Annotated in this window: 23 protein-coding genes, 2 tRNA genes and 1 pseudogene; 3 read left to right on the top strand and 23 right to left on the bottom strand. The window is 42.4% G+C overall.

All coding sequences use genetic code 11. The features are described 5' to 3' along the window. Positions 1-409: 409 nt before the first annotated feature. The 6 genes and pseudogenes from UYC_RS0124465 to UYC_RS40210 form a co-directional block, all read right to left on the bottom strand. Positions 410-481, bottom strand: a tRNA-Ile gene (locus tag UYC_RS0124465). 3 nt (positions 482-484) lie between these two features. Then, positions 485-554 (bottom strand) — tRNA-Asp (locus UYC_RS0124460). 154 nt (positions 555-708) lie between these two features. Further along, complete coding sequence (locus tag UYC_RS38110; protein WP_026087463.1) at positions 709-918, bottom strand: hypothetical protein; 210 nt, start codon at positions 916-918, stop codon at positions 709-711. A 43-nt stretch (positions 919-961) separates the two neighbouring features. Beyond that, positions 962-1375, bottom strand: coding sequence for a heavy metal-responsive transcriptional regulator (locus UYC_RS0124450; RefSeq protein WP_016874670.1), 414 nt, complete (start codon positions 1373-1375; stop codon positions 962-964). A 39-nt stretch (positions 1376-1414) separates the two neighbouring features. Then, a complete protein-coding gene (locus UYC_RS0124445) occupies positions 1415-2032 on the bottom strand; it encodes a class I SAM-dependent methyltransferase (protein ID WP_016874671.1) in 618 nt (205 codons plus the stop codon). 150 nt (positions 2033-2182) lie between these two features. Beyond that, positions 2183-2392, bottom strand: a pseudogene (locus UYC_RS40210) (hypothetical protein); the annotation flags it as partial. Between the two features lie 67 nt (positions 2393-2459). On the opposite strand from UYC_RS40210, the gene UYC_RS0124440 reads away from it, so the two are divergent. Beyond that, complete coding sequence (locus tag UYC_RS0124440) at positions 2460-3047, top strand: Uma2 family endonuclease (RefSeq protein ID WP_016874672.1); 588 nt, start codon at positions 2460-2462, stop codon at positions 3045-3047. Between the two features lie 293 nt (positions 3048-3340). Here the strand turns inward: UYC_RS0124440 and UYC_RS0124435 are convergent, their stop codons facing one another. Then, positions 3341-4624, bottom strand: a complete 1284-nt coding sequence (locus UYC_RS0124435) for a sensor histidine kinase (protein WP_016874673.1) — start codon at positions 4622-4624, stop codon at positions 3341-3343. Then, positions 4625-7006, bottom strand: a complete 2382-nt coding sequence (locus UYC_RS0124430; RefSeq protein WP_016874674.1) for a hybrid sensor histidine kinase/response regulator — start codon at positions 7004-7006, stop codon at positions 4625-4627. Between the two features lie 342 nt (positions 7007-7348). Here UYC_RS0124430 and UYC_RS0124420 point away from each other — a divergent pair, with 342 nt between their 5' ends. Together UYC_RS0124420 and UYC_RS0124415 are read left to right on the top strand one after the other, a co-directional pair. Further along, complete coding sequence (locus UYC_RS0124420) at positions 7349-8116, top strand: DsbA family protein (RefSeq protein ID WP_016874676.1); 768 nt, start codon at positions 7349-7351, stop codon at positions 8114-8116. 621 nt (positions 8117-8737) lie between these two features. Next, positions 8738-9457 (top strand): CAP domain-containing protein, encoded by a 720-nt coding sequence (locus UYC_RS0124415; RefSeq protein ID WP_016874677.1) that lies wholly within the window; start codon positions 8738-8740, stop codon positions 9455-9457. A gap of 232 nt (positions 9458-9689) precedes the next feature. Here UYC_RS0124415 and UYC_RS0124410 read toward each other — a convergent pair whose 3' ends face one another. The 15 genes from UYC_RS0124410 to UYC_RS0124340 all read right to left on the bottom strand — a co-directional run bounded on the left by UYC_RS0124410 (position 9690) and on the right by UYC_RS0124340 (position 22132). Then, positions 9690-10457, bottom strand: a complete 768-nt coding sequence (locus UYC_RS0124410) for a phycobilisome rod-core linker polypeptide (protein WP_016874678.1) — start codon at positions 10455-10457, stop codon at positions 9690-9692. A 111-nt stretch (positions 10458-10568) separates the two neighbouring features. Next, positions 10569-11303 carry a phycobilisome rod-core linker polypeptide gene (locus UYC_RS0124405; RefSeq protein WP_016874679.1) on the bottom strand — a complete coding sequence of 245 codons (735 nt, stop codon included), beginning with the start codon at positions 11301-11303 and terminating at the stop codon, positions 10569-10571. A gap of 261 nt (positions 11304-11564) precedes the next feature. After that, positions 11565-12308 carry a phycobilisome rod-core linker polypeptide gene (locus UYC_RS0124400; RefSeq protein WP_016874680.1) on the bottom strand — a complete coding sequence of 248 codons (744 nt, stop codon included), beginning with the start codon at positions 12306-12308 and terminating at the stop codon, positions 11565-11567. A 99-nt stretch (positions 12309-12407) separates the two neighbouring features. Continuing rightward, on the bottom strand, positions 12408-13247 hold the full coding sequence (locus UYC_RS0124395) for a phycobilisome rod-core linker polypeptide (protein WP_016874681.1): 840 nt from the start codon (positions 13245-13247) through the stop codon (positions 12408-12410). A 124-nt stretch (positions 13248-13371) separates the two neighbouring features. After that, positions 13372-13977, bottom strand: coding sequence for a HEAT repeat domain-containing protein (locus tag UYC_RS0124390; RefSeq protein WP_016874682.1), 606 nt, complete (start codon positions 13975-13977; stop codon positions 13372-13374). Positions 13978-14044: 67 nt separating this feature from the next. Continuing rightward, positions 14045-14875, bottom strand: a complete 831-nt coding sequence (locus UYC_RS0124385; RefSeq protein WP_016874683.1) for a HEAT repeat domain-containing protein — start codon at positions 14873-14875, stop codon at positions 14045-14047. Positions 14876-14884: 9 nt separating this feature from the next. After that, the gene (locus UYC_RS0124380) at positions 14885-15130 is read right to left on the bottom strand and encodes a phycobilisome linker polypeptide (protein WP_016874684.1); all 246 of its coding nucleotides are present in this window, start codon (positions 15128-15130) and stop codon (positions 14885-14887) included. A 181-nt stretch (positions 15131-15311) separates the two neighbouring features. Further along, positions 15312-16172 carry a phycobilisome linker polypeptide gene (locus UYC_RS0124375; RefSeq protein WP_016874685.1) on the bottom strand — a complete coding sequence of 287 codons (861 nt, stop codon included), beginning with the start codon at positions 16170-16172 and terminating at the stop codon, positions 15312-15314. Between the two features lie 149 nt (positions 16173-16321). After that, a complete protein-coding gene (gene cpcA / locus UYC_RS0124370; RefSeq protein WP_200862400.1) occupies positions 16322-16813 on the bottom strand; it encodes a phycocyanin subunit alpha in 492 nt (163 codons plus the stop codon). An 83-nt stretch (positions 16814-16896) separates the two neighbouring features. After that, positions 16897-17415 carry a phycocyanin subunit beta gene (locus tag UYC_RS0124365; protein WP_016874687.1) on the bottom strand — a complete coding sequence of 173 codons (519 nt, stop codon included), beginning with the start codon at positions 17413-17415 and terminating at the stop codon, positions 16897-16899. 789 nt (positions 17416-18204) lie between these two features. Continuing rightward, a complete protein-coding gene (locus UYC_RS0124360; protein ID WP_016874688.1) occupies positions 18205-18834 on the bottom strand; it encodes a HEAT repeat domain-containing protein in 630 nt (209 codons plus the stop codon). A gap of 116 nt (positions 18835-18950) precedes the next feature. After that, positions 18951-19772, bottom strand: coding sequence for a HEAT repeat domain-containing protein (locus UYC_RS0124355; RefSeq protein WP_016874689.1), 822 nt, complete (start codon positions 19770-19772; stop codon positions 18951-18953). 184 nt (positions 19773-19956) lie between these two features. After that, positions 19957-20796 (bottom strand): phycobilisome linker polypeptide, encoded by an 840-nt coding sequence (locus tag UYC_RS0124350; RefSeq protein WP_016874690.1) that lies wholly within the window; start codon positions 20794-20796, stop codon positions 19957-19959. Between the two features lie 177 nt (positions 20797-20973). Continuing rightward, positions 20974-21462: a phycocyanin alpha subunit gene (locus UYC_RS0124345; protein ID WP_016874691.1), complete on the bottom strand. Its 489-nt coding sequence runs from the start codon at positions 21460-21462 to the stop codon at positions 20974-20976. A 151-nt stretch (positions 21463-21613) separates the two neighbouring features. Further along, positions 21614-22132, bottom strand: coding sequence for a phycocyanin/phycoerythrocyanin subunit beta (locus UYC_RS0124340; protein WP_016874692.1), 519 nt, complete (start codon positions 22130-22132; stop codon positions 21614-21616). Between the last annotated feature and the right edge of the window lie 336 nt (positions 22133-22468).

Below are 22468 nucleotides of genomic sequence, written 5' to 3'. Positions count from 1 at the left end.
GTTGCGGGCAATTGCATCTCCAAAACTGGATTAGGATTGTTGCTACTTTCCCTCAATTAACCCAAGGGCAATCTAGAAAAAGAAAACAGCGCTCAAATACGCCGTTCAGTTTGCCAAATCCAGAAAATTGGATTTAGAAAACGAAGGGACATACTCAAGTTAGGGAGAAAACAATTACACTAGCTCCTTTACTGTTACTACCGACATCACTAGGTGATGTTCAGTAGTAAGCACCTACATCGCAGAGTTTTAATTAAATTTGAATTGGCTACCCTTGACAGGGTAGTGTCTTTTGACAGGGTTTTTGGTGGCAGAAAATGGATTTGAACCACTGACCTTTGGGTATACACCCAACGAGCTACCCAACTGCTCTATTCCGCAAATTTGTCTTTTAACCCGGACAGGGTTGGAGAAAGTATAGGAATCGAACCTACAACCAATCGATTATGAGTCGATCGCTCTACCAGTGAGCTAACTTTCGGGGAGTTTGATGTAGGAATTGAACCTACGTCCAGCCGATGACTTCGGATGCTCTGCCACTGAGCTAATCAAACGATGGGTAGTGACGCATTGCTGTGCGGGATACGCTCAATCCAGAGGTTGGCGCACCAGTTGGGCATAAGGAACCCAAACTATAGCTTGGCAAATGTATTACTACTTGTTACTATTTGTAGCACAAAGAAGTAGGAGGTGGTAGCGGATAATTACTTACTCAGCTAAGGTTGTTCGCAAAGTTTCATAACGCGAAACACACACTTCACCCAAAGACTCTATCCATTTGACGGTTCTGGGATATTCGCATAAGTTATTCAGCCAATTTTGAGGTATACCTAATTTGCCCACGGCAGAACCGATGATTCCGCCTACAATTGCTGCATGTAGTATCAGTATCGCCTCCAAACCCAACTTCTTAAACAAAGCTGACGTAATATTCTTTTAAAATCTCTTGATGAAGAATTATTTAAGCTCTTTCGATAATAGGGCAAATGGTTTGCTCAGGATTTTCAGGAATACTTTCCCAACCTGAGAGTAGTCCTTCCAACTCTTGTTTTAGGATGAGTAACTGCTGAATTTGTCTATCAATATCTACTAGCTTTTCTTGCAGTTTAATTTTTATATGGTCACAGGGTAATTCGCCCTCATCGTGAACATTCAAAAATTCCTTAATTTCTGATAAGCTTAATCCCAAACTTTGAGCACGTTTGATAAAGTTCAAGCGAGCCAAAACATCAGAGTGAAATAATCTAAATCCACCCTCAGTTCTCCCTGAGGCTTTGAGTAAACCTAGCTCTTCATAGTAACGAATCGTTTTAATTGGTACGCCACTTTCTTTGGCAACTAAACCAATCAGTTTTTGTTCATCTTGTACTAACATATTTAGCTCCTATATTATTCAACCAAAAAACATAGTGAGTTAGTTAATCTTGGTTGCAACACCTTTATAGAAATACCCCATAATTTTTGGAGTTTTTTCAGCGTAAAACTCTTCTAGGCTAACAATATCAAATTGGCTCTCTACAAGTTGTCGAATATTACGATTAAAGTGACAACCACCCGCAATTCTTTTTTGCAATGGGGTTAACCGATTTTGCCAAACTTGAATCTCAGGCTCATTACTTAGCCCATGTTCCACAAAAAAGAATTTTCCTCCTGGTTTCAGAACGCGGTAAATCTCTCTGAGAGCTTGTTCAACATTCTCAATACTACATAGCGTCCAAGTACTCACCACGCTATCAAATGTATTATCTGCCATTGGCAGGTTTTCACCATTTAACACTCTATGGTCTACAGTAATTGAGGATGTTTGAATCCGCTTTTGAGCTAGCCTTTGAACTCCTGGGTTGTCATCGACTGTGATAATCTTATGAATATCTTCCGGATAGTAGGAAAGATTTAATCCCGTTCCAAAACCAATTTCCAGAACTTCTCCTGTCACTCCCGCTAAAACCTCTTGACGATATTTAGCGAGGCTAGAATCTGATAATGACCAATCAATAAGATAGGGAAGGATTCTTTGTGAGTAAAATCCCATGTTTCCTCCTATCAATGTACAAATTATTAACTTGCCTACCTAATTATCATCTTAAACTCTCTAGCTAACTGGAGAGTCAAGAAGAATCAGGATCATATTTTTAATTATTGGCTACTGATGAGTACACTAACAGTCGTAATTCAGCGCCTAAGTGAGATTGCCTGTGAAATTGAACCAGATAATAAAAGTGAGGAAAGCGATCGCTATCACCACAGGTACAAACTATCCGGTGACTTGATCTGCCAATCGCTGGATGGGAGCTTTGGAACCTTGAGCTTGCTGCACTAATTGAACAATCTGCGCTAGTACGGTATCTTTTCCAACTCGCGTCGCTCGAAACTTAAAACTCCCTGTTTTGCTTTCCCGTCAACAAGAATGATTGCGATCGCACTACCTATCATAGGATTATGTGTTGCCGGAGGTTATCATGACCAAGACACCAGTAAAACTAACATTTGAGGAGTATGTTACCTACGATGATGGCACTGATAATCGTTACGAGCTTGTTGATGGTGAATTGGTAATGGTTCCTCTGCCGACAGGTAAACATTCGGATGTGATTGATTTATTGGCAGAAGCCTTAGCATCTGCAATTCCTCAACAACAGCGGGGTAACTGGAAAGTCAAGCGCGATGTTGGAGTATATGTGGGTGTTAATCCTCAAACGGGTAAAGAGCGTTCCCGTACCCCAGATTTGACTGTTTTAACCTCTGCACAGTGGGCTGAAATTAGAGCCTCGGAAACTAAGGCTGCTGTCACTAAAACTCCACCACTGTTGGTTGTGGAAATAGTTAGCTCTGGCTCTAAAAAAACGGACTACGAAACTAAGCAGGAAGAATATAAAAATTTAGGTGTCCCTGAATATTGGATTGTGGATTTAAAACAGAAAAAAGTTTCTGTTTTGACGTTAGTTGATAGTCAATATCAAATTACAGAGTTTACTCTCGACCAACTGATTATTTCTCAGATATTCCCTGATTTATCCCTAACCGTAGAGCGAGTTATGTCAGCTTAAACAATCATTGCCTCAGTTCATCAATGGGAAAAAATAGGTAACTTTTAATGGGAGTAAAGTAGTTTAAATTTGTAACTTGTATACCTCACGCTACTTACTTAAACTTTGGCTTTCAATATCTTGAACCTAATCTTGGAATAAATACTGGCTAATAAATGAAATTGATATAAAAATTATGGCGTTGCTGAATCGCGGTATGAATTTGATTTGTAGAGACGCGATATATCGCGTCTGGGCAGGGGTTTTGGCATTACGAAAAATTATTTTCATAGCCTAAATCAGCAACGCCAAAATTATTTACCTGAAGCGGTTCTCAGAGGAATGGAAATTACGAACTCAGAACCCTTACCCCAAGTGGAATCCACCTCAATGGTTCCTTGATGTTTCTCAACTATGATTTGACGGGTAATCGATAAACCTAATCCCGTTCCTTTACCTATGGGTTTAGTGGTAAATTGCTCGGCAAACAGCTTTTGTTTGACTTCATTCGATATGCCCATGCCATTATCTTGAATCCGAATCAAAACCCGATCACCTGTTTTTGCCAAACAAGTCTGAATGCAAATTTGATATGAATTGGTCTTGATTTGCTCAATACTGTGTGTTTGATATGTTTCTTCTATCGCATCAATCGCGTTTGCCAACAGGTTCATAAATGCCTGATTAATTTGTCCGGGAAAACACTCAATCTCAGGTATGTCACCGTAATCTTTAATTACTTCAACAGCAGGGCCGCAATTCCCTTTCAAACGGGGCATTAAAATGAGCAGGGTACTGTCAATTCCCTGATGAATATCAAATAGAACTTTGTTCGTAGTATCATTCCGAGAAAAGATTCTCAGCGAAGTGGTGAGATCACTAATTCGATTGCTTCCTTGTTGCATCGAGGTAAGGATTTGCGGTAAATCTGCAAGCAAAAATTCTAAGTCAATTTCTTTTGCGTGTTTGGCAATTTCGGCAGCAGAAGATTGCTTTTGATAAAGCTGTAAGTGGGAAATCAGATCTTGAAAATAGTTGTGAGCGTAGGTGAGATTACCCGTGATAAAGGCGATCGGATTGTTGAGTTCGTGGGCGACTCCTGCTACTAGTTGCCCCAAGGCAGACATTTTTTCACTCTGTACGAGCTGTAGTTGGGACTTTTGAAGTTGTTCTAGGGTAGTTGTTAGCTGTGCCGTTTGCTGTTCTAGTGCTTTGTTTAATTTCCGCAATTTGAGATGAGTTTTGACACGGGCTAATACTTCTTGTTCCTGAAACGGTTTGGTAATATAATCTACTGCACCAAGACTGAAACCCTTGACTTTATCTGCCACATCAGACAGCGCAGTCATAAAAATTACTGGTATATCTTGAGTTAACTCCCAGGCTTTGAGGCGGCGGCAGGTTTCAAACCCATCCATCCCTGGCATCATTACATCCAGCAAAATCAAACTCGGCAAGCTATATTCCATTTGCTTGAGTGCCCTTTGTCCATCGGTGGCGATCGCCACTTCAAATCCTGCTTCGCTCAAGGTGTCGGAGATGACATCCAGATTAGCAGGAGTATCGTCCACTACTAAAATCAACTCAGTGTCCTGCATTCAGTTTCTCGCTCCGATTGATTTATTTATGGCTTCCTCAAGCAAGTTTTCAATTTTGTGAATTTGAAAACTCTGTGCTAAATGTAGAATCTGCTGGATAAAGGGGGCATAGCGCTCATCCAATTGCTGGATGCGTTTAGCTTCTTCTGTCAATTTTTTGACACGTCCTTGCCGCGTAAGGCTGAGTAACTCAGCCAAGTCTTCTGGTGTGGGAAATACAATTTCAGGATTGGAGATAGGTGCATCTGCTAGCGTATGGGTTGCCAATTGGTCAGTTGGTGTAGTCTGTTCGTATTGCCATTTAATTTGTAAATATTTTTCCAATAACTCAAACAGTTCCTCGGCTTGCACTGGCTTGCCGAGAAAATTGTCTCCTCCAGCGTCCAAACTTTGTTGCCGATCCATCTCAGAAACGGAAGCAGATGAGACAATCACCAGCAGCTGTTTTAATGTTTCTGATGTACGTATTTGTCGTAACAGTTGGAAGCCATCCATGACTGGCATGGACAAGTCAGTGATGATTAAATGGGGTTGCAATTGTGCTGCTTTAGCTAGTCCATCTTCACCGTTGTCGGCTTCGACTACTGCAAAGCCAATTGGCTCTAGCAAATTAACTAGTACTGAGCGATTTTCCCATTTGTCATCAACAATCAAGATTGTCTTTCGTTCTCCTTGATAACCAATAATTTGCTTTCCAGCTTTGGTGGCAACTGCCTTTTTCCATTCATTGACTACAGGCAAATCAACATCAAAAAAGAAAGTACTTCCTACGCCTAACTGACTTTGTACCTGGATCTGACTACCCATGAGATTAACAATCTTTTTGCTAATTGCCAGTCCGAGTCCGGTTCCTTCCGCTCGGCGTTGAGTCTCTCCTACTTGTTCAAAAGGCATAAAGATTTTAGCGATCGCTTCTGTACTAATGCCAATGCCTGTATCTTCTATTTGGAAGCGAATTTTGGTTATTTGTTGCTTGTTGTCGGGTAATGAAAAGCGATCGATGACAATAACCTTAAAGGTGACACTACCTTTGTCGGTAAACTTCACGGCATTGCCCAGCAAGTTAATTAAGACTTGTCGCAGGCGTTTTTCATCTGCTTCAATGCCCTCAGGCAGTTCAGATTCGGCAAGAAAAATAAAGTCAATACCTTTTTGTTCAGCCCGAATGCGGATGAGTTCAACAATGCCTTGCAAAAAAGCAGGCAAGTACAAAGCGGTGGGGAGTAACTCCAGTTTGCGGGCTTCGATTTTTGAGAGATCGAGAATGTCATTAATCAGCATTAAAAGATGAGAGCCGCACTGATAGATAATATTGATACCCTTGCGTTCTTTGTCTCCCCACTCCTGGGAGCGGCTGATGATTTGAGCATATCCCAAGATGCCGTTGAGGGGAGTCCGCAGTTCGTGGCTCATGTTTGCCAGAAACTCGCTTTTGGCTTGGTTGGCAGCATCGGCAGCTTCCTTAGATTTTTTCAATTGCACCTGTTCAAAGGCTTGGACTTGCCATAAAACAACAATCATAGTCACTGCCAGCCCCATTACTACTAGTGCCATCAGATCTAGAGGGCGCAGTTGAGATTCGATGTTTTCGCGGGGAATAATCAAAGCCACCGACCAATTGGTTTCTTGTAGGGGAAGATAGGCAACGTACTTCTTAGTCCCATCAATGTGCAATAATTGAATGCCCTTGTGTCGGTTCACCATTTGGCGAGCGATCGCTGCTAAGTTTTGCTCATTTGACTGCAAAAGACTGGGTGCGGGTTTTTCTAAAGTAGACATTAGTGCTGAATTTGGGTGAACAATTGCTTGCCCTTTTGAATTCAGCGCAAAGGCATAACTGTTGTTTCCATATTGCAGCCGATTGACTACCTGCGTGACGCGATCGACTTTGACAAAGCCTTGAATTTCACCAATAGGCGGACTGTTTGTAGGGGTCTGTTGCCAAATCGGCGCAGCTACTATGATTGTGGGGATTTTCTGGGCGCGGCTGATTAACGGATCGCTTATATTTGTCTGCCCTGCCATTGCTTTTTGGAAGTACTCGCGATCCTTAACATTGGCAGGAACGCCGCCTGTAACATTACGCCAGCCATCAGGTTTACCAATTCCAAGCGCACTAAATTCCTCAATTCGCACTACTTCAGCCTGCAAATAAGATTCCGCCAGCGACCAATTCATAGCGCGTACAGTCGGAGTATTGGCAAATATTTCCATGCGAGCCTTTAGAATAGCCAACCAGCCGTCAATTTCATCAGTTCCTCGCTGCACCTGCAATAAGGCATTTTGTTTCAAATTCTCTAGCATCAAGTTCCGTACTACTTGATAGCTGTAATAGGCAGAAAAACTGACAGCTAGAGTTGTGCCACCAATGATCAGCCGCATCAAAAAATTACGTCGTGAGCCTAGTTTTGCTATGGGTGCTGCCAATATTGCGTTAAGTGCTACCATTTCGCCTGTTGATGAAGAGATTGAGGAGCATTTAAAAGCTCAATATAGATGGGGCTATTTACTGACACTACTCAGAAAATACGTAATTCTAGTTTTGTTATATTTCCTGAAAACGTCACCAGCATTTTTACGGAGTGCGAACCGCCTTTGGGACGTTAACGATGAAAAGCAAAGTATAATTTTCCGTACTACTTACTAAAACATATTTGTAGTGCAATTTTCTTTACACATCTCAGGGAATACTAGAGAGAATGAAATTTTATCGATCGTGAGATTATGCGTACATTCTTTTCTTTGGTTGAACGACTTTGGCAACGGTTACTTACTGTGGCAGTAATAGGGTTGGTGTGTTTGACTTTGATTTGGTCATTTCCAGTACAAGCAGCTACCCGTATTAATTCGCAACTGGAAGAACAAGTTTTACAAATTCTCCGCAATCATCCGGAAGCAATTCTGGAATCTCTTCAGGCGTATCAACAGGAACAGCAGCAGCAATTACAGCAAACACGGCAGGCATTTTTGCAGGACTTAAAAACTAACCCCCAAAAGGTAATAGGAGACTCTCCCACTACTGGAGCAACTGCACCAAAAATTTTATTGGTAGAGTTTTCTGACTTTCAATGTCCTTATTGTGCTGAGGCTCATAAAACTCTCAAAAATTTAATAGCAAAACATCAGGATAAGGTCGAATTAGTGTACAAAAATTTCCCTTTAATCTCAATTCATGCAGAAGCAATGCCAGCCGCCCAAGCCGCTTGGGCTGCCCAACAACAAGGCAAATTTTGGGAATATCATGATGCGCTATTTAACAATCAAAACAAAATCGGCGAATCTTTATATATAGATATCGCTAAAAAACTGAATTTAGATTTGGAAAAGTTTGAACAAGATAGGCGTATTGCTAATAATGCTATTCAGCAAGATATGCAATTAGCAGACAATTTAGGTCTTTCTGGGACACCATTTTTTGTGATGAACAGTGATACTTTTTCTGGTGTGGTACAGCTATCTAAGATAGAGGAATTGCTGGCAAGTGCCAAGTAAGTAAGTTGTGTTAATAATCATAATTAGTTTGTAGTAGCGCTTTAGCGCTACTACGAGCCAAATACATAGATTTTACTTCTCGTCAGATAGTTTGGTTTTTTCTCGCTAACTTACTTAAGTAAAAATTTGAAATACACTATATTCTCTGTTCTTTTTGTTTAAAAGAATTATTCTGGCAAGAAAGAGCGGGGAATTTTTGTTTGTAATTTCAGTATTTATACAGGTAATTTCTAATAGGATAGACATCACTTAACACTTATCTAATATCAAATCGGTAAACTTGCTGTTTACGATGTTTTGCATTCAAGGTTACAACCAATGCATCCCAACGATTAGCTTTTTTAGCAGATTTTATCAACCGTAAGGTGGAGAGAAGTCCTGCCGTAGACGCCGTACCCCGAAGGGGTTCCCGTAGGGTAGGCGGATAAACGTAAGTAAGGGTTTCCCACGCCCAGGGAACTTCGGAGCACTGTTCACAACTAAAAAATAAGGCTTTGAGTAAAGTTAGTCAGTACCCACACTACAAAAATTGCTATTAGCAAACTCACAATCAAGCTTTTATCAAAGACGGTGCATTGCATTTATTCAAAGTAACCTTGAGCAAAAATCGTGAGGTCAAGAATGCGTCGCATGGGATTTAGGCAAATTTCCCCTGTTATTCTATTAGTTAGCTGTTATTTACCACTGCTGAAAATTAGCCCTTCTGTCGCCAAATCAACACCTAGTTCTGTTCCTATTATTTTTAAAAAAAGCAATCTTAAGTTGTTAGCACGAGCAAGTTATTTATCACCTTTAGAACAACAGGTGATTGCTGAAATGAATAAAGTGCGGACAAATCCTAAAGCATACATTCCTATATTAGAAAACTATAAAAAACGCTTTCAAGGCAGTCGAGTAAAAATCTCCGATCGCGTCTATTTGCAAACACAAGAGGGTATTCCTGCTGTAAATGAGGCGATCGCCTTTCTCAAACAAGCCCGTCCTATAGGTGCTTTAACTGCATCCAAAGGAATGTCTTTGGGTGCTACAGACCATCTCAAAGACCAAGGCCCTAAAGGTACAACAGGTCACTATGGTGGCGATGGCAGCAATCCCTCTACTCGCATCAATCGCTATGGAAAATGGCGAATTACCGCTGGCGAAAACATTAGCTACGGGCCAAGTACGGCTCAGGATATCGTCATGCAATTAATCATTGATGATGGAGTTAGCGATCGCGGTCATCGTAAAAATATTTTTAACTCAGCTTTTAAAGTCACGGGAGTTGCTTATGGTAGTCACACTCGATACAGAACGATGTGCGTAATTACTTATGCTGGAGGTTATTTAGAAAAAAGTTAGTAGGTAGAAACGCTTCGGTTCCTCGCGTCTGTACAGTAGTTAGTAGTTTTTAAGCACTATCCACTAACATTTATTTAGTAATAAAAACTACTGGGTCTAATCTCCACTAACACAATGCCTAGCTAACAGAAAAACTGCAAGGCTATCATCACATCAGTGCGGAAATCAGACCCAGTATCAAATTATTAGCAATCTAATTAAGTAACTAGAGTTGCGGTTTTAGCTCGCAATGTTAGCGTCTGCTGCCACTACGGGAAGGCACTAAGCTCATGTAATCAAGTTCGGCTGCACGAATATTTTGAGCATAGTTGCCTTTAGGAGCGATCGCAGATGCCATATCGGCGTACTTGCGAGGATCGCCTTCTGCCATGCGCCGTTCTTGGGCTTTGCGGCTGTAGAAGTTCTGCAATGTAAAGCGCCAGTCGGTTTTGACGGTGCCAGCACTTTCTTGGAAGTCTTCGCCGTAGCGAGGAGTTACCAAGTTGTGGGGACGATCTACCAAACGCTTGCGTTGGTAAGGAACGGTATTTTCACCAAATGCTTCGGTGTATTCGTCACTGTCAATGAGAGCATCAACGAAGCCGCCAAATCCTTTGGTACCAATCACAATTGACCAAGCAATTTCTTCTTCTTTGTTATAAGAAGAACGGCCTAAAAAGCGCTTGAGGCAGATATCTACGAGACGGTAGTTGTTATTAACCGAGACAACTAAGCGATAGAAAGCTTCAGACTTGGCTAAACCACGAATGAAGTCGCGTACTGTTAGAGAACCATTTTTCAGCTGGGATTCCAAGTGCTGCTGGCGATTGAACTTCAGAATCTCATGTTCGCTGAAAACTTGGCGATAAGCTGCCCAAATGATATTTTGTCTGTCGCTGTAAGAGCTGATATCTTCTAAGCGATAGATATAGGGCGTATCTTCATCTAGATCGGACGGGCCAAAGCTTGTAACCCGATGATTTTGACTGCTGGGTTTATATTGAAGTAATGGCAGTGCCATTGGCAATTTCCCTCTTAAATTATCAACAAATTAAACAGAGCTTTTGGGAAAATACGAAGAAGGCTTGTGTGATTGCAATCTTCTTTCATTAACTATTTTCCCGCATTCTGTTTAGAAGATAGAACTGTTTACAAACCAATTTAGTACGAGCAAGAAAGTAGCGATCGCAGAACATCCAACTAGTACAGCTGATAATGTTCTCCAATCGACTTTTTGAGGATAGGCTGACACAGCCAAAAACTTATACCATTCGGTATCATGTATCCAGCTGGTTTTGACAATGCCTGCTTTGTCGCGATAGTCTGCACCATAGCGCGGGGTAAAGCTGAACGGTCTATCTGTAGACATCCGCTTGCGCTGATAGGGTACGGTATAATCGCCAAAGGTTTGTTCGTACTCCTGAGAGTCAATCAATGCATCCACAAATCGTGCCCAACCGCGAGTGGCGATTTGAATAGACCAAGCGATTTCTTCTTCTCGATTGTACGGAGCACGACCTAACAAACGCTTCAGACAAATTTCTACTAGCCGATAGTTATTATTAGCTGCAACTACCAGCTGATAAAATCGGTCTGATTTTGCCAAACCACGGATAAAATCTCGTACTGTAATTGACCTGTTTTTAAGTTGAGTTTCCAGGGCTATTTGACGGTTAAATTGAAGAATTTCTTGTTCGTTGAAAACTTGACGATATGCTGCCCAAATTAACTCTTCAATTTCGCCGCTAGAGTTAATCTCTTCAAGACGATAGATATAAGGAGTGTCTTCATTAATATCCGTCGTTCCAAAGCTACTAACTCTCTGATTTTGGGTAGTGGGTTTATATTCGAGTACAGGTACTGCCATATTTTTATTCACCTTATTGCATAATTTGGCACTTAGAAGGTTGTGGATTCACTCCTTAGAAATTCTCAAGTAAACCTACTAACCATCTAAAATTGTGTGAACTAATTTTGGATTTACCCAGACCCACTTTTGGATTTGTTGTTAGTTGTTGGTTATTAGTTGAATTTTCTACTAACAAACTGTACGGGCGGGTTTGACAGCAATCTATTTAAGATAACGAGATATCAAAATAAACCCGCCCCAACAACTATCCATTTCAGTTTAGCTTATCGGAAAACTGGCGCTAGGACTAATGGAGACTGGAATACCTTGTGGCTGAGTATTCCGGGTGGTGTCGGGAATTTGTATGTTGGCAGTACTAACAGGCTTGTAGTTAACTGTCCTAATTTCAATTGACTTGGCTAGTTCCAAGAAGTTCTTAATATCACCAGACTTATAGCGCTCATTTTCTAATTTGTCTCGCCAGTAGTTACCGTAGCGAGGTGTAACCAAATTAAAGGGTCTGTCTTTAAAGCGACGACGTTGGTAGGGAACTGTATTATCACCAAAGTTGGTTTGATATTCTTCGCTATCTACCAAAGCATCAATAAAGCCACCAAAGCCTTGAGTGGCAATTTTAATTGACCAAGCAATTTCTTCGTCTTTGTTGTAAGACGCACGACCCAAAATACGTTTGAGGCAGACTTCTACAATTCGGTAATTAGAGTTAGTTTCTACCACTAAGCGACGAAATCCCTCTGATTTTGCCAAACCTCGAATGAAGTCGCGCACAGTAATTGTTCGGTTCTTCAATTGAGATTCTAAATTTTGTTGGCGATAAAATTTGAGGTTTTCGTGTTCGCTGAATATTTGTCGATATCCAGCCCAAATTAATTCTTGGATTTCGCTTTCAGTAGGAGAGTCTTCTAAGCGATATATTCTCGGAGAATCTTCGTTAGGTACTTCATAACCAGCAACACGCTGATTTTGGGAACTGGGTTTGTATTCTAGTAAAGGTATTGACATTGTGAATATTTGTCCTTTGTTATTTGTCATTTGTCCTTTGTCATTTGTTTTGTTTCTATGTGAAAAACCAATGACTAATGACCAATGACTAATGACTATTTAAGTTGTTTTGTTACCAGGAATGTAACGATAAGGTAGAGCAACTGTTGTGGGTTTTACAGTTGGAGGAGGAGTAGCAGATTCGCGGGTTGTATCGGGAATCTGAGCTACAGCTGCGAAATTTCTAGCGCTATCGGCTGTGCGCTGGTAATTCATCCCACCTGGTGCGATACTCGCAGCCATTGACAGGAAGGTAAAAGGAATTGCTTGACGAACGCCGCGTTGTACTGACTCTCCTGCGCGTACAACTTGATAGAAGGTCTTGCCTTCTAAAGAACGTGTAACCTCCTGATTGCGCCAGTAATCGGCGTAACGGGGATTAACCAAATTAAAGGGACGGTCTTTAAAACGACGGCGTTGGAAAGGTACAATGTCGTCGCCAAAGTTTTGGCGGTACTCTTCACTATCTACTAAGGCATCGATAAAACCGTGCAAACCTTTAGTCGCAATTACAATCGACCAAGCAATTTGCTCATCTTTGTTATAGGTAGCACGTCCCAAAAACCGTTTGAAGCTGATGTCTACTAAACGGTAGTTGGAGTTGGTTTTTGCTACTTCTTCGCGGTAAACTTCAGATTTACCTAAGCCTCGAATAAAATCGCGGATGTTAATTGCTCGGTTTCGCAACTGCGATTCGAGGAAGGTTTGGCGATAATTGTCTAAAATTAGGTGTTCGCTAAAGATTTGCCGATAGGCTGCCCAGATGATGGCATCAATATCTGAATCTGAAATCGCGTCTGTTAATCGATAAATTGTGGGCGTATCTTCGCTGGGTACTTCATAGCCCTCGACACGCTGATTTTGTGTGGAAGGAGTAACTGAAAGTAATGGTATTGGCATCTCTACTTTTACCTTGTTTGATGGAGATGAGGGATAGGGGATAGGGGACAGGGGACAGGGAATAGAACGTGATTTACGATTCTCCGTGTCTTTTTCCCAATCCCCGATATCTAATCCCTAGTCCCTATTGATGAGCTAGCTGCACGCGAGCGCGGATAGCATTCTCTGGATCAAAAGCCAATATTTCTGCAAATCTTGCTTGAATTGGCTGTTGTAAATCAGGGTTTTTCGCTAGGGCTTCTAAACCAACAACAGCAGCATAACGAATTGACCAATCTGCATCTTGAGAGATGAACAGCAGAGTTTCCAATGCTTTAGCTTGCGCTGTTTGGCGTTCTGAGACGGGCAACTTTGCAAAGCGCAAATTTCCCAATCCTTTGGCTGCGGCACGACGCACACTAGGGGCAAAATCGGTGGCTGCTGATGCTAGCAATATATCTAAGGCACGTGGATCGGCGATCGCCGCCAAAGCTCGAATTGAATAAGCTCGTGCCCCATAGTTATAATCGTCGATTTGGGCTAGCAATTGGGGTACCGATGCTTCTCCTAACTGCGTCAGTCCAGTAACTGCTGCTACTGCTGCCGCTGGGTTGTTATAGCCAAACACGGCAATTAAAGTGGGAATTGCCGCTTCATCTTTTGCATCTGCCAATTTTTGTACTGCTGCTATCATCCGCGCTGGTGAGTCTGCTTCTGCTACGGCGCGAATTAATTGTTGGGTATCAGTCATTGGTCATCGGTCATTATGTCATTGGCCATTTGTCATTAGCTTTGAACAAAGGACTAATGACAAATGACTACAAAAGTGAATCCATCAAGTTCATGACTCGAATGGCATCCGCCCCAACAGAGCAAGCATCTGACTCCTGTTGAAGTTGATGCTCTAACAAGCCTTTGAGGGCTATGAGTTTAAAACTATTTTCTACCTTGGCATTGGCGATCGCATCTAATGCTGGCAGATACCCGATTGCACCCAAATCGCCCAAGGCTACGCGGCGCAATTGCAAATTGCTATTGTCCAACATTTTCACCAGATACTCTCCATAGGAGAAATCTCGTGTGAGTTGGTACATTGCTCTTGCTGCTGCACATTGCACTCGCGGTACTGGATGCTCAAGGAAGGGTTCAATCAGAGGAACAGCCTCAGTCGCACCAATAGCTCCTAAGGCTTCTAATACTGCTTCGTAGGGTTGGGTAAGGTGAGGACGCCCCGGTACTTGAATAGCGGCTGCTACACCCCCGTCTAGCAACCGTATCAGTGCTGGTGCAGCAGCAATATCTTCTAGCATTTCTAGAGACTGAGCTGCTGCTTCGCGCACGTAGAAGTCTGAGCATTCCAAACACTTAATTAGGCCTGGTAAAGCTCTGTGATCGCCTAATTTACCTAGTGCCCTAGCAGCGTTACGTCGTAAAGGATAGCCTCCCATTTCGGTTCTGTCGGCTTCATCCTCTAACGCCGCAACAAGAGCATCTACAACAATTGGCTCACAAACGCGAAATTTACCCAACCACCAAGCAGCATAATAGCGGAGACTTAAATCTGGTGATGATAGATTGGCGATCGCTTGCTCTTTTGTTAGTGGCGGCGCATTTTCTGCGGAATATTCTTCCGCCATTGGTTCTATCATTACCAGAACTTAACTTTCTGATTCTGAGATTAAAGGTTCAATTTTGATGATTCTACCGCCCATGCGGGTAATCCGCTGCATTTCTTCGTTCATGCGGTTGTATGGCACCGTCATAAATACGCTGCCACTGCGGCGGATGTCGTAGCTATTTTTGTCATTTTCTTCGTTTTGGCGCAAGCCTACGACTTCATAACGAAACATCCGGCTATTTGCACTAGAAATGCCATTAGCACCAACTGTGGTTTGACCGAACATCCTTGTTTACCTCTCCTGTAAAATTAGCTTTTAGGCAATTGTTAGGAGTTAGGAGCTAGAAGTTAAGAGTTAGGAGTTAAGAATTAGGAGCTTAGAATTTATATTTTCTTCAACTCATAACTCATAACTCATGACTCATAACTCTTAACTCTTAACCCCCCACCCCTAACTCTCGACTCTATTACGCTGGTGTGACGCTGACGATTTTGCCACCTTGGCGTACAATTTGCTGAATTTTGTCTGAAAGCCGCTCGTAAGGCACGACAAGCGCATAGCTGCTACGACGCACGCTGGGGAAGCCAGGATTGCGCTGTCCGGTTACTTCAATGCGATAAACGCGATCGCCTTCTCCTACGGCATTTCCCATATTCTTTCTGGGAGTTACATCCGCACTTGCACGGTAACCCCAGTTAGCATTGCTGCCAGAAGGGCCAACAATCGAGGAAACGCTGTTAGTTCCCAACTCTCTTGCCAGACGGGTTTTGTTGCCTTCTACTTGAGCGCGATCGCTATTGGCGTAGCCACGGTACAAACGGAACATCCGATTAAAGCCAGCTGTTTTTTGTCCAGGCTGGGTTTCAAAACCGCGATAATATGGGACAACGTTGTCACCAAAGTTGTTCAAGTACTCAACTGAATCAATGTAGGAGTCTATTTCGGCATCGTACCCTTCATTATGGTATAAGTCTAAGTGATAAATCACCTCAGACTCATCGTAGGGAGCGCGACCCAACAAATGCTTGTAGTTGAGTTCGATAAACCGAGTTTGGAAATTGTTGTAGAAGAATTTCTTTTTGTAGAGTTCTGACTTGGCAACACTACGCACAAACTCCCGCACTGTCAGATTGCCATCCCGCAGGAGTGATTCTGCACTCACAAGGCGTTCCGATGCCATGATGTAGTCATTACCCAAAACTTGCCGATAGACGGCACGGATGACTGTTTCCACATCATCTCTGCTTGCGTAGGGACGCAGCTCAACTTTAGCCGTGTCGCTAAACGCCTCTGTTCCCAGCCTTGATGCTGCTGCTGTAATCGCCATATTTCTCTGTCCCCCTATTTATTTACACGCTGACATTTGCGTGTTTGATAAATATTTTTTATCAATCCCCAGATACAACTATGCCCGGAGCTTGATCCAACTGCCAGGTACTTCCAAACAGCTGCATCCCTCTCCGGGCATTACGCTATCTAGCTGAGAGCGTTGATTGCGTAATCAATGTAGGTGTTGGCTTCGTTAGCAGCTTGACCAGATAAACCGTGGTTACCTTTGATGTACTTCAGAGCTTCTACGTACCAGCTGGGAGACAGATCAAAAGCACTGTTGATTTCAGCCAAACCAGCAATCAAGAACTCGTCCAGAGGGCCGGTGCCACCAGCAACCAAGGAGTAGGTAATGATCCGCAGGTAGTGACCGATGTCACGAGCACACTTGGACTTACCACGAGAATCAGCAGCAAACTGAGGGCCGCTCATTTGGGTGGTGTAAGGAAACTTCTGATATACAGCTTGAGCAGCACCATCAATCAAGCGTTGAGCGTTGGAGGTTAAAGCGCGAGCAGCTTCCATGCTAGCAGCAGCACGCTGAAAACGACCGTTAACAGCTTGCAATTCAGTGTTGCTCAGAAAACGTCCTTGGGTATCAGCAGCTGCAATTGCTTCGGTAATTGGTGTCTTCATGATCTAGAATCTCCTTAAAGTTTTGTAACTTATTGCCGAGATACCTATATTTTGGGTTTCTGGGCTTTTTTGTAAGTGGATGTTAATTAGGCAACCGCAGCAGCAGCGCGATCGAAGTAGCTAGCCAATTCAGACATCAAAGAGTTGCAATCACCCTTGGTGATACCGTTGGGGTCGTTAGCAATGTTGATTGCAGCTTCTTTCATCTTTTGAACACCAGCTGCTACGGAAGAACCGGGAGTACCCAAAGCTTGGTAGGTTTCGCGCAAGCCGTTCAAGCAACGGTCATCCAATACACTAGCGTCACCAGCCAATGCAGCGTAGGTGACATAGCGCAAGATGATTTCCATGTCGCGGAGGCAAGCAGCCATGCGACGGTTTGTGTAAGCATTACCACCAGGAGCAATTAGCTGGGGCTGTTCTTCAAACAAAGCACGAGCAGCGTTGGTTACGATGGTGGAAGCATTGCTGGTGATGCGGTTAACGACATCCAAGCGCTTGTTACCGTCCTTAACCAGATTGCTTAGAGCATCTAGTTGATCGTTGCTCAGGAACTCACCTCTGGAGTCGGCTTGAGAAACCACCTTGGCAAATGCGTCTAACATGGAATATTCTCCTAATTCCTTAGTTGAGTGCTGTCTTGATTAAAACTGGCAATGTTTTATCAATGTGGATTGGTTAATTACAGACCATGAATGAGAGCGTTTCTCTTTTAAATCATTTCCCAATTTTCAAGTTAAACGAGAAAAATGAGAAACTGGAGTGTTTTTATGAGAAACTGGCAAACTTTACGGATTGATTGCCTTCTTTAACTTTTGCCTGCTGTTTAACCCCTCCAGCTTATGTTTATACAATGCTATAGGGGCATTATCTGTTACAAATTATGAATAAATGAGATAGACCAATAAGAAAACCCTCAAAAGCTTTACATACAAGGGCTGTAACTGAGAATAAGCAGTGGTTTTTCTTAACATAACTTTGTAAACAATCGAAATGAGGCGCAACTTTTCTTTGTTTAGATTTTTTTAATTTTTGGCAAAACTCAGTTATCGCAACCTATTGAAGTTGTATATAACTTTGGTAGATATAGAGTAATAAGTAAAGATTTCTTAACAAAAAAGTTCTAAATATTGCGGCTAGTTGCTGAAATTTGTCACTGCTAGATAAGTTTGAGGAGAAAGGTAGGTACAAATACCAAAAACAAGGCTGCAGTAAAAACAGCCTTACAGCAGCTTCCTATAAGGTAGGCATTGCTCCTCACTATCTCAAATGTTTACCAGAACGGTTTTGACGGGCAATGCCCACCCCACTGCTGTAGAAACAGCATGAAGAGAGAAGACAAAAAATTATGTCTCCCAATCCTGCTCATATTTTGATTCTCTGGTCTGTAGCTTCTATAGCAGAATTTTTTCTAAGGCTATTGTGATTCGTGATCGCACAACTCGATCCGGTTCTCGCTCCAGGGCAGCTATTAAAGCAGAGTGAGCTTCTGGTGTAGCGATTTCCTGCAAAGAAACCGCAGCCGCATAACGCAGTCCCCAATCGTCTGGAGTCAGCAGCGCCCAAGTCAGTTTTTGGACAACACGGCAGATAGTTTCTGCGTCTTTGGCAGTACTGCCTATTTTCCCTAGCCCTCGTGCAGCAATACGGCGAACATTACCCTGACAATGATTGGCGACTTCTGTACCGACTACCTCCGCGAATAAATCAGATGCTGTGCGATCGCCTATTTGAGCTAAAGCTTGAATGATATGGGCTTGCAAACCTTGATCGCGAGAATTATGGTAAGCACTTATCAGTGGTTCTACGGTTGCAGGTGCTAGCTTTACTAAAACTTCAACTGCTGCTGCACTTACAGAAGGATGATGATGACTTAAGGCTTGAATTAATGCAGAAATTACTGCCGTTTCCGTATATTCACTGGTAGATATGGCAGTAATTGCAGAGATTGCATCTGCTGGTGATGAAGCGGTGTTTAATTGGGAAATAAGTTGCTGGCTATCTGTAAATTTCAGTGTATTCATAGTTGTTAGATAATGCAGATATAAAAAAGGGACTAGGGACAGATCAATTAAAAATTAAAAATGCAAAATTAAAAATTTTTAATTTTTACTTTTTAATTTTCTAGCCCCAGTCGCCTTCACAATTGAATTAACAAATCATCAATTGCTTGGAAAAGTAACTGTGTTATTTCTTTGTCAGAGTCTTCTTTGAGTTGGGATGTGTTGTATCCACTACTATCCGCGTTTAGGCGATCGCTATTTAACAAAGCTTCAAGAATGCGTTTCAAATTTAACAGCTTTAAACTGTTAGGAACCGGAGCTGCGAGAATCGCATCTACAGCTTGGCGATGCCCGACGGCTCCCAAATCAAATATAGCTGCCCAGCGCAAATACATATTGTCATGGTTTAGATTTTTGACAATACGTTCAATGTATTGGGGTTCTTGAGTTAAAAGATACAAATATCGCGCCGCAGCACATTGCACTCGCTCAGAAGGATGATTTAGAAAAGATTTTATCTGGGAACGAGCAGACCATTCTTGAAAAGAGGCTAACGCTTCAATCAGAGCTTCATAGGGTTGTGGTTGACTAGATTGTAAGAGATTCAGTAAAGGATTAACAGCTTGCTTGTCACCAATAGCTGCTAAAGCCTGGATTACCGCTTCTCGCAAGCCCATATCCTCATCACATTCCAACGCTTTAATTAACGCTGGTACTGCTTGCGGATTCTTGAGTTGCCCTAGTGCCCGTGCAGCTTGACGGCGTAGGGGATAACCTCCTGATGGGATGCGATAACCATCATCAAACAGGGCTTGACACAATGCCATACAACCTGCTTGTACTTGATGCTTTCCCAACCACCAAGCAGCGTAATAGCGAATTTGATTATCTTCACCACTTAATGCCGCGATCGCTGCTTCCGGAGAAAGAATTGGTTCGGCAGAATAAGCAGCAGTCATTCGATTTTGGATTTTGGATTTTGGATTTTGGATTGGGAAGAAGAGGACACGGGGACGAGGGGAAAGAGAATGGGGGGGGAAAAGGTGAGTTGGAAGGGGAGAAGACGTGAGTCACGATCCTTCCCCTTGTCTCCTTGTCTCCCCTGCTCCTTTCCTAGTCCCTAGTCCCTAGCCCCCTCCTCTTCTACGAGGCTGGCGTAATTTTAACTATCTTGCCACCGCGCTTGTGAATTTCTTGGTATGTGGCTGAAAGTCGCTCGTAAGGAACGGTATAAATTTGTCTGCTGCGACGTACTGCTACTTTCGTGTTGAATGTACCAGCGATCGCTTCGACAACAAACATCCGCGAATCTCCCAATGCAGGAGAACTGACTAAAGTCGGTGCGGCTGATGTAAAGCCACCAGCTGGCGATGAAGGTGGCACGATCATATTTGGCATATTCATCGAAATTCTTGACCGCAGCCGCGAACCTTTGCTACCGAATTGGGCGTTATCGCTATTACCTCTACCACGGTAAAGCTCAAAAATACGATTGTATCCTACTGTTTTCATCCCAGGAATTGACTGAAAGCCACGGAAGTAGGGGACGATGAAATTACCGAAGGCATTGTCGTATTCTGAGCTATAAATGTAAGATTCTATTTCAGCATCGTAACCACGAGATGCATAAAGGTCTACGTGGAATGCAATTTCTGATTGATCGTAGGGTGCACGTCCCAGCAAATGCTTATAGTTCAATTCAATGAACCGCACCTGAGAATTCTTGTAAAAGAAGCACTCTTTGTAAAATTCTGATTTTGCTAAAAGTTCAACAAATTGCTTGACGCTTATTTTCCCGTTACGCAACAAAGCTTCGGCGCTAGTAAATCTTTGGCTGGCATATACTCCTTGACGCCCAAAAACTTGCTCGTAGGCTGCCCGAAATATCAATTGCAGTTCATCTTCGCTCCAATTTGAGCGCAATTCAACTTTGTTGCCTATTTCGTCTCTAATTCCAAAGCGTTCTGCGACTGAAGTAGTCATCTTGGCAATCGCTCCATTCTGAATCGTTTTTTTTCTTAAACGCGATTAATGGCTAATTGCCAATCACTAATTGTTAATTGCTAAATGCTAATTGTATTTTCATCAGCTATTAGCCATTAACCATTAGCCATTAACCATTAGCCATTAAGCAAGGACAAAGACACTAACTTTTTGGGATTAGCTCAATGCGTTAATCGCATAATTAATGTAGGTATTAGCTTCTCCTGCAACGTCACCAGACAAACCATGATTGTCGCGGACAAATTCAAGAGCAGCGATGTACCAGCTAGGAGATAAACCAAGAGCGTTGTTGAATTCCTTCAAGCCTGCAACTACATAATCATCCAAGGGGCCAGTACCACCGACTACACAGCAGTAGCTAATAGTACGTAAGTAGTGGTCAATATCGCGCACGCACTTAGATTTGCCTTCTGGAGTGGAGGCGTATTGTGGTCCTTGCATTTGGGTGGTATACGGGAATTTTTGATAAACATGATTGGCTGCAGCTTCCGCCCATTTTTTACCATTTTGAGCAAATGCTCTAGCGGCTTCTAAGCCAGCACGAGCACGATTGAAACGACCAAATACTGCTTGTAACTCAGTGTTGCTTAGGTAAGAACCGCGAACATCAGCGGCGGCGATCGCTTCAGTCAATGGGGTTTTCATAATTTGCCTAATCTCCGAAAATCTTGTCAACTAATTACTAAAAAATTTGGAAAAATCTTCGCTTCAAATGTCGCACACTTAACTTGTATTCTTATGTCCTCCATCATGACAAGGACGTTTTCAAAAAAGTGTAATGTACGACAAAAACATATTAAGCAACAGCAGCAGCAGCACGGTCAAAATAACTAGCTACTTCAGACATTAATTGGCTACAATCGCCTTTGGTAATTCCGTTTGGATCGTTAGCGATTTGAAGTGCAGCTTCTTTCATTTTTTGAATTCCAGAAGCAACAGCATCGCCGGGAGTACCAAGAGCTTGATATGTTTCACGTAAACCGTTCAAGCAGCGATCGTCCATAGCACTGGTGTCGCCTGCTAGTACGGAATAAGTTACATAACGGAGAATGAATCCTAAATCGCGGATGCAAGCAGCTTGGTTGCGATGGTGGAAGCAAGCACCGCCAGGGTTAAATACTTGCGGACGTTCTGCTACTAAAGCGCGATAAGCATTCGCCACAATGGAGGAAGCATTGCTAGTGAGTCGGTTGACTACATCCAAGCGCTTGTTGCTATCAGCAACTACTGCCTGGAGAGCATTAATTTCATCACCACTCAGGTAAGCACCTTTTTTATCAGCTTGTTCAACGACTCTGGAAAAAGCGTCAAGCATCTTTTATTTTCTCCTCGATTTTATGGCAGCTATTTCAAACTGTTATAGTCAGCTTTTTTCGGCTAAAAGTTAATTACTTTTTCAAGACAAATAGGCAACACAAAACTGGCAATAATTGCACATCAATAGTCATGAAAAATCATGAATATATGCAATAGTTTGCTCGCAAAATTTTTATGTTTGTCTTGATATTGGTAATGACTTTCAAACCTTGTTCGTATTTTATATATTGCTAGTGTTCTTTTTTTGTGAACTTTATTTAATAAGTGTAAAACCCTAGCTAATTACCCACAATTTGTTGAAGCATCAAGCTTTTAGCTATATTAATTTGAGTAT

The organism is Chlorogloeopsis fritschii PCC 6912 (assembly GCF_000317285.1).
GTDB lineage: Bacteria > Cyanobacteriota > Cyanobacteriia > Cyanobacteriales > Nostocaceae > Chlorogloeopsis > Chlorogloeopsis fritschii.
Note: the sequence above shows the minus strand (reverse complement) of the source record. Positions and strands in the feature narration are given on the sequence as shown.

Bases quoted from the DNA above. Each gene is read 5' to 3' on its own strand.
- UYC_RS0124450 (WP_016874670.1), bottom strand. From the start codon at position 1,375: ATGTTAGTACAAGATGAACAAAAACTGATTGGTTTAGTTGCCAAAGAA.
- UYC_RS0124445 (WP_016874671.1), bottom strand. From the start codon at position 2,032: ATGGGATTTTACTCACAAAGAATCCTTCCCTATCTTATTGATTGGTCA.
- UYC_RS0124440 (WP_016874672.1), top strand. From the start codon at position 2,460: ATGACCAAGACACCAGTAAAACTAACATTTGAGGAGTATGTTACCTAC.
- UYC_RS0124435 (WP_016874673.1), bottom strand. From the start codon at position 4,624: ATGCAGGACACTGAGTTGATTTTAGTAGTGGACGATACTCCTGCTAAT.
- UYC_RS0124430 (WP_016874674.1), bottom strand. From the start codon at position 7,006: ATGCGGCTGATCATTGGTGGCACAACTCTAGCTGTCAGTTTTTCTGCC.
- UYC_RS0124420 (WP_016874676.1), top strand. From the start codon at position 7,349: ATGCGTACATTCTTTTCTTTGGTTGAACGACTTTGGCAACGGTTACTT.
- UYC_RS0124415 (WP_016874677.1), top strand. From the start codon at position 8,738: ATGCGTCGCATGGGATTTAGGCAAATTTCCCCTGTTATTCTATTAGTT.
- UYC_RS0124410 (WP_016874678.1), bottom strand. From the start codon at position 10,457: ATGGCACTGCCATTACTTCAATATAAACCCAGCAGTCAAAATCATCGG.
- UYC_RS0124405 (WP_016874679.1), bottom strand. From the start codon at position 11,303: ATGGCAGTACCTGTACTCGAATATAAACCCACTACCCAAAATCAGAGA.
- UYC_RS0124400 (WP_016874680.1), bottom strand. From the start codon at position 12,308: ATGTCAATACCTTTACTAGAATACAAACCCAGTTCCCAAAATCAGCGT.
- UYC_RS0124395 (WP_016874681.1), bottom strand. From the start codon at position 13,247: ATGCCAATACCATTACTTTCAGTTACTCCTTCCACACAAAATCAGCGT.
- UYC_RS0124390 (WP_016874682.1), bottom strand. From the start codon at position 13,977: ATGACTGATACCCAACAATTAATTCGCGCCGTAGCAGAAGCAGACTCA.
- UYC_RS0124385 (WP_016874683.1), bottom strand. From the start codon at position 14,875: ATGATAGAACCAATGGCGGAAGAATATTCCGCAGAAAATGCGCCGCCA.
- UYC_RS0124380 (WP_016874684.1), bottom strand. From the start codon at position 15,130: ATGTTCGGTCAAACCACAGTTGGTGCTAATGGCATTTCTAGTGCAAAT.
- UYC_RS0124375 (WP_016874685.1), bottom strand. From the start codon at position 16,172: ATGGCGATTACAGCAGCAGCATCAAGGCTGGGAACAGAGGCGTTTAGC.
- UYC_RS0124365 (WP_016874687.1), bottom strand. From the start codon at position 17,415: ATGTTAGACGCATTTGCCAAGGTGGTTTCTCAAGCCGACTCCAGAGGT.
- UYC_RS0124360 (WP_016874688.1), bottom strand. From the start codon at position 18,834: ATGAATACACTGAAATTTACAGATAGCCAGCAACTTATTTCCCAATTA.
- UYC_RS0124355 (WP_016874689.1), bottom strand. From the start codon at position 19,772: ATGACTGCTGCTTATTCTGCCGAACCAATTCTTTCTCCGGAAGCAGCG.
- UYC_RS0124350 (WP_016874690.1), bottom strand. From the start codon at position 20,796: ATGACTACTTCAGTCGCAGAACGCTTTGGAATTAGAGACGAAATAGGC.
- UYC_RS0124345 (WP_016874691.1), bottom strand. From the start codon at position 21,462: ATGAAAACCCCATTGACTGAAGCGATCGCCGCCGCTGATGTTCGCGGT.
- UYC_RS0124340 (WP_016874692.1), bottom strand. From the start codon at position 22,132: ATGCTTGACGCTTTTTCCAGAGTCGTTGAACAAGCTGATAAAAAAGGT.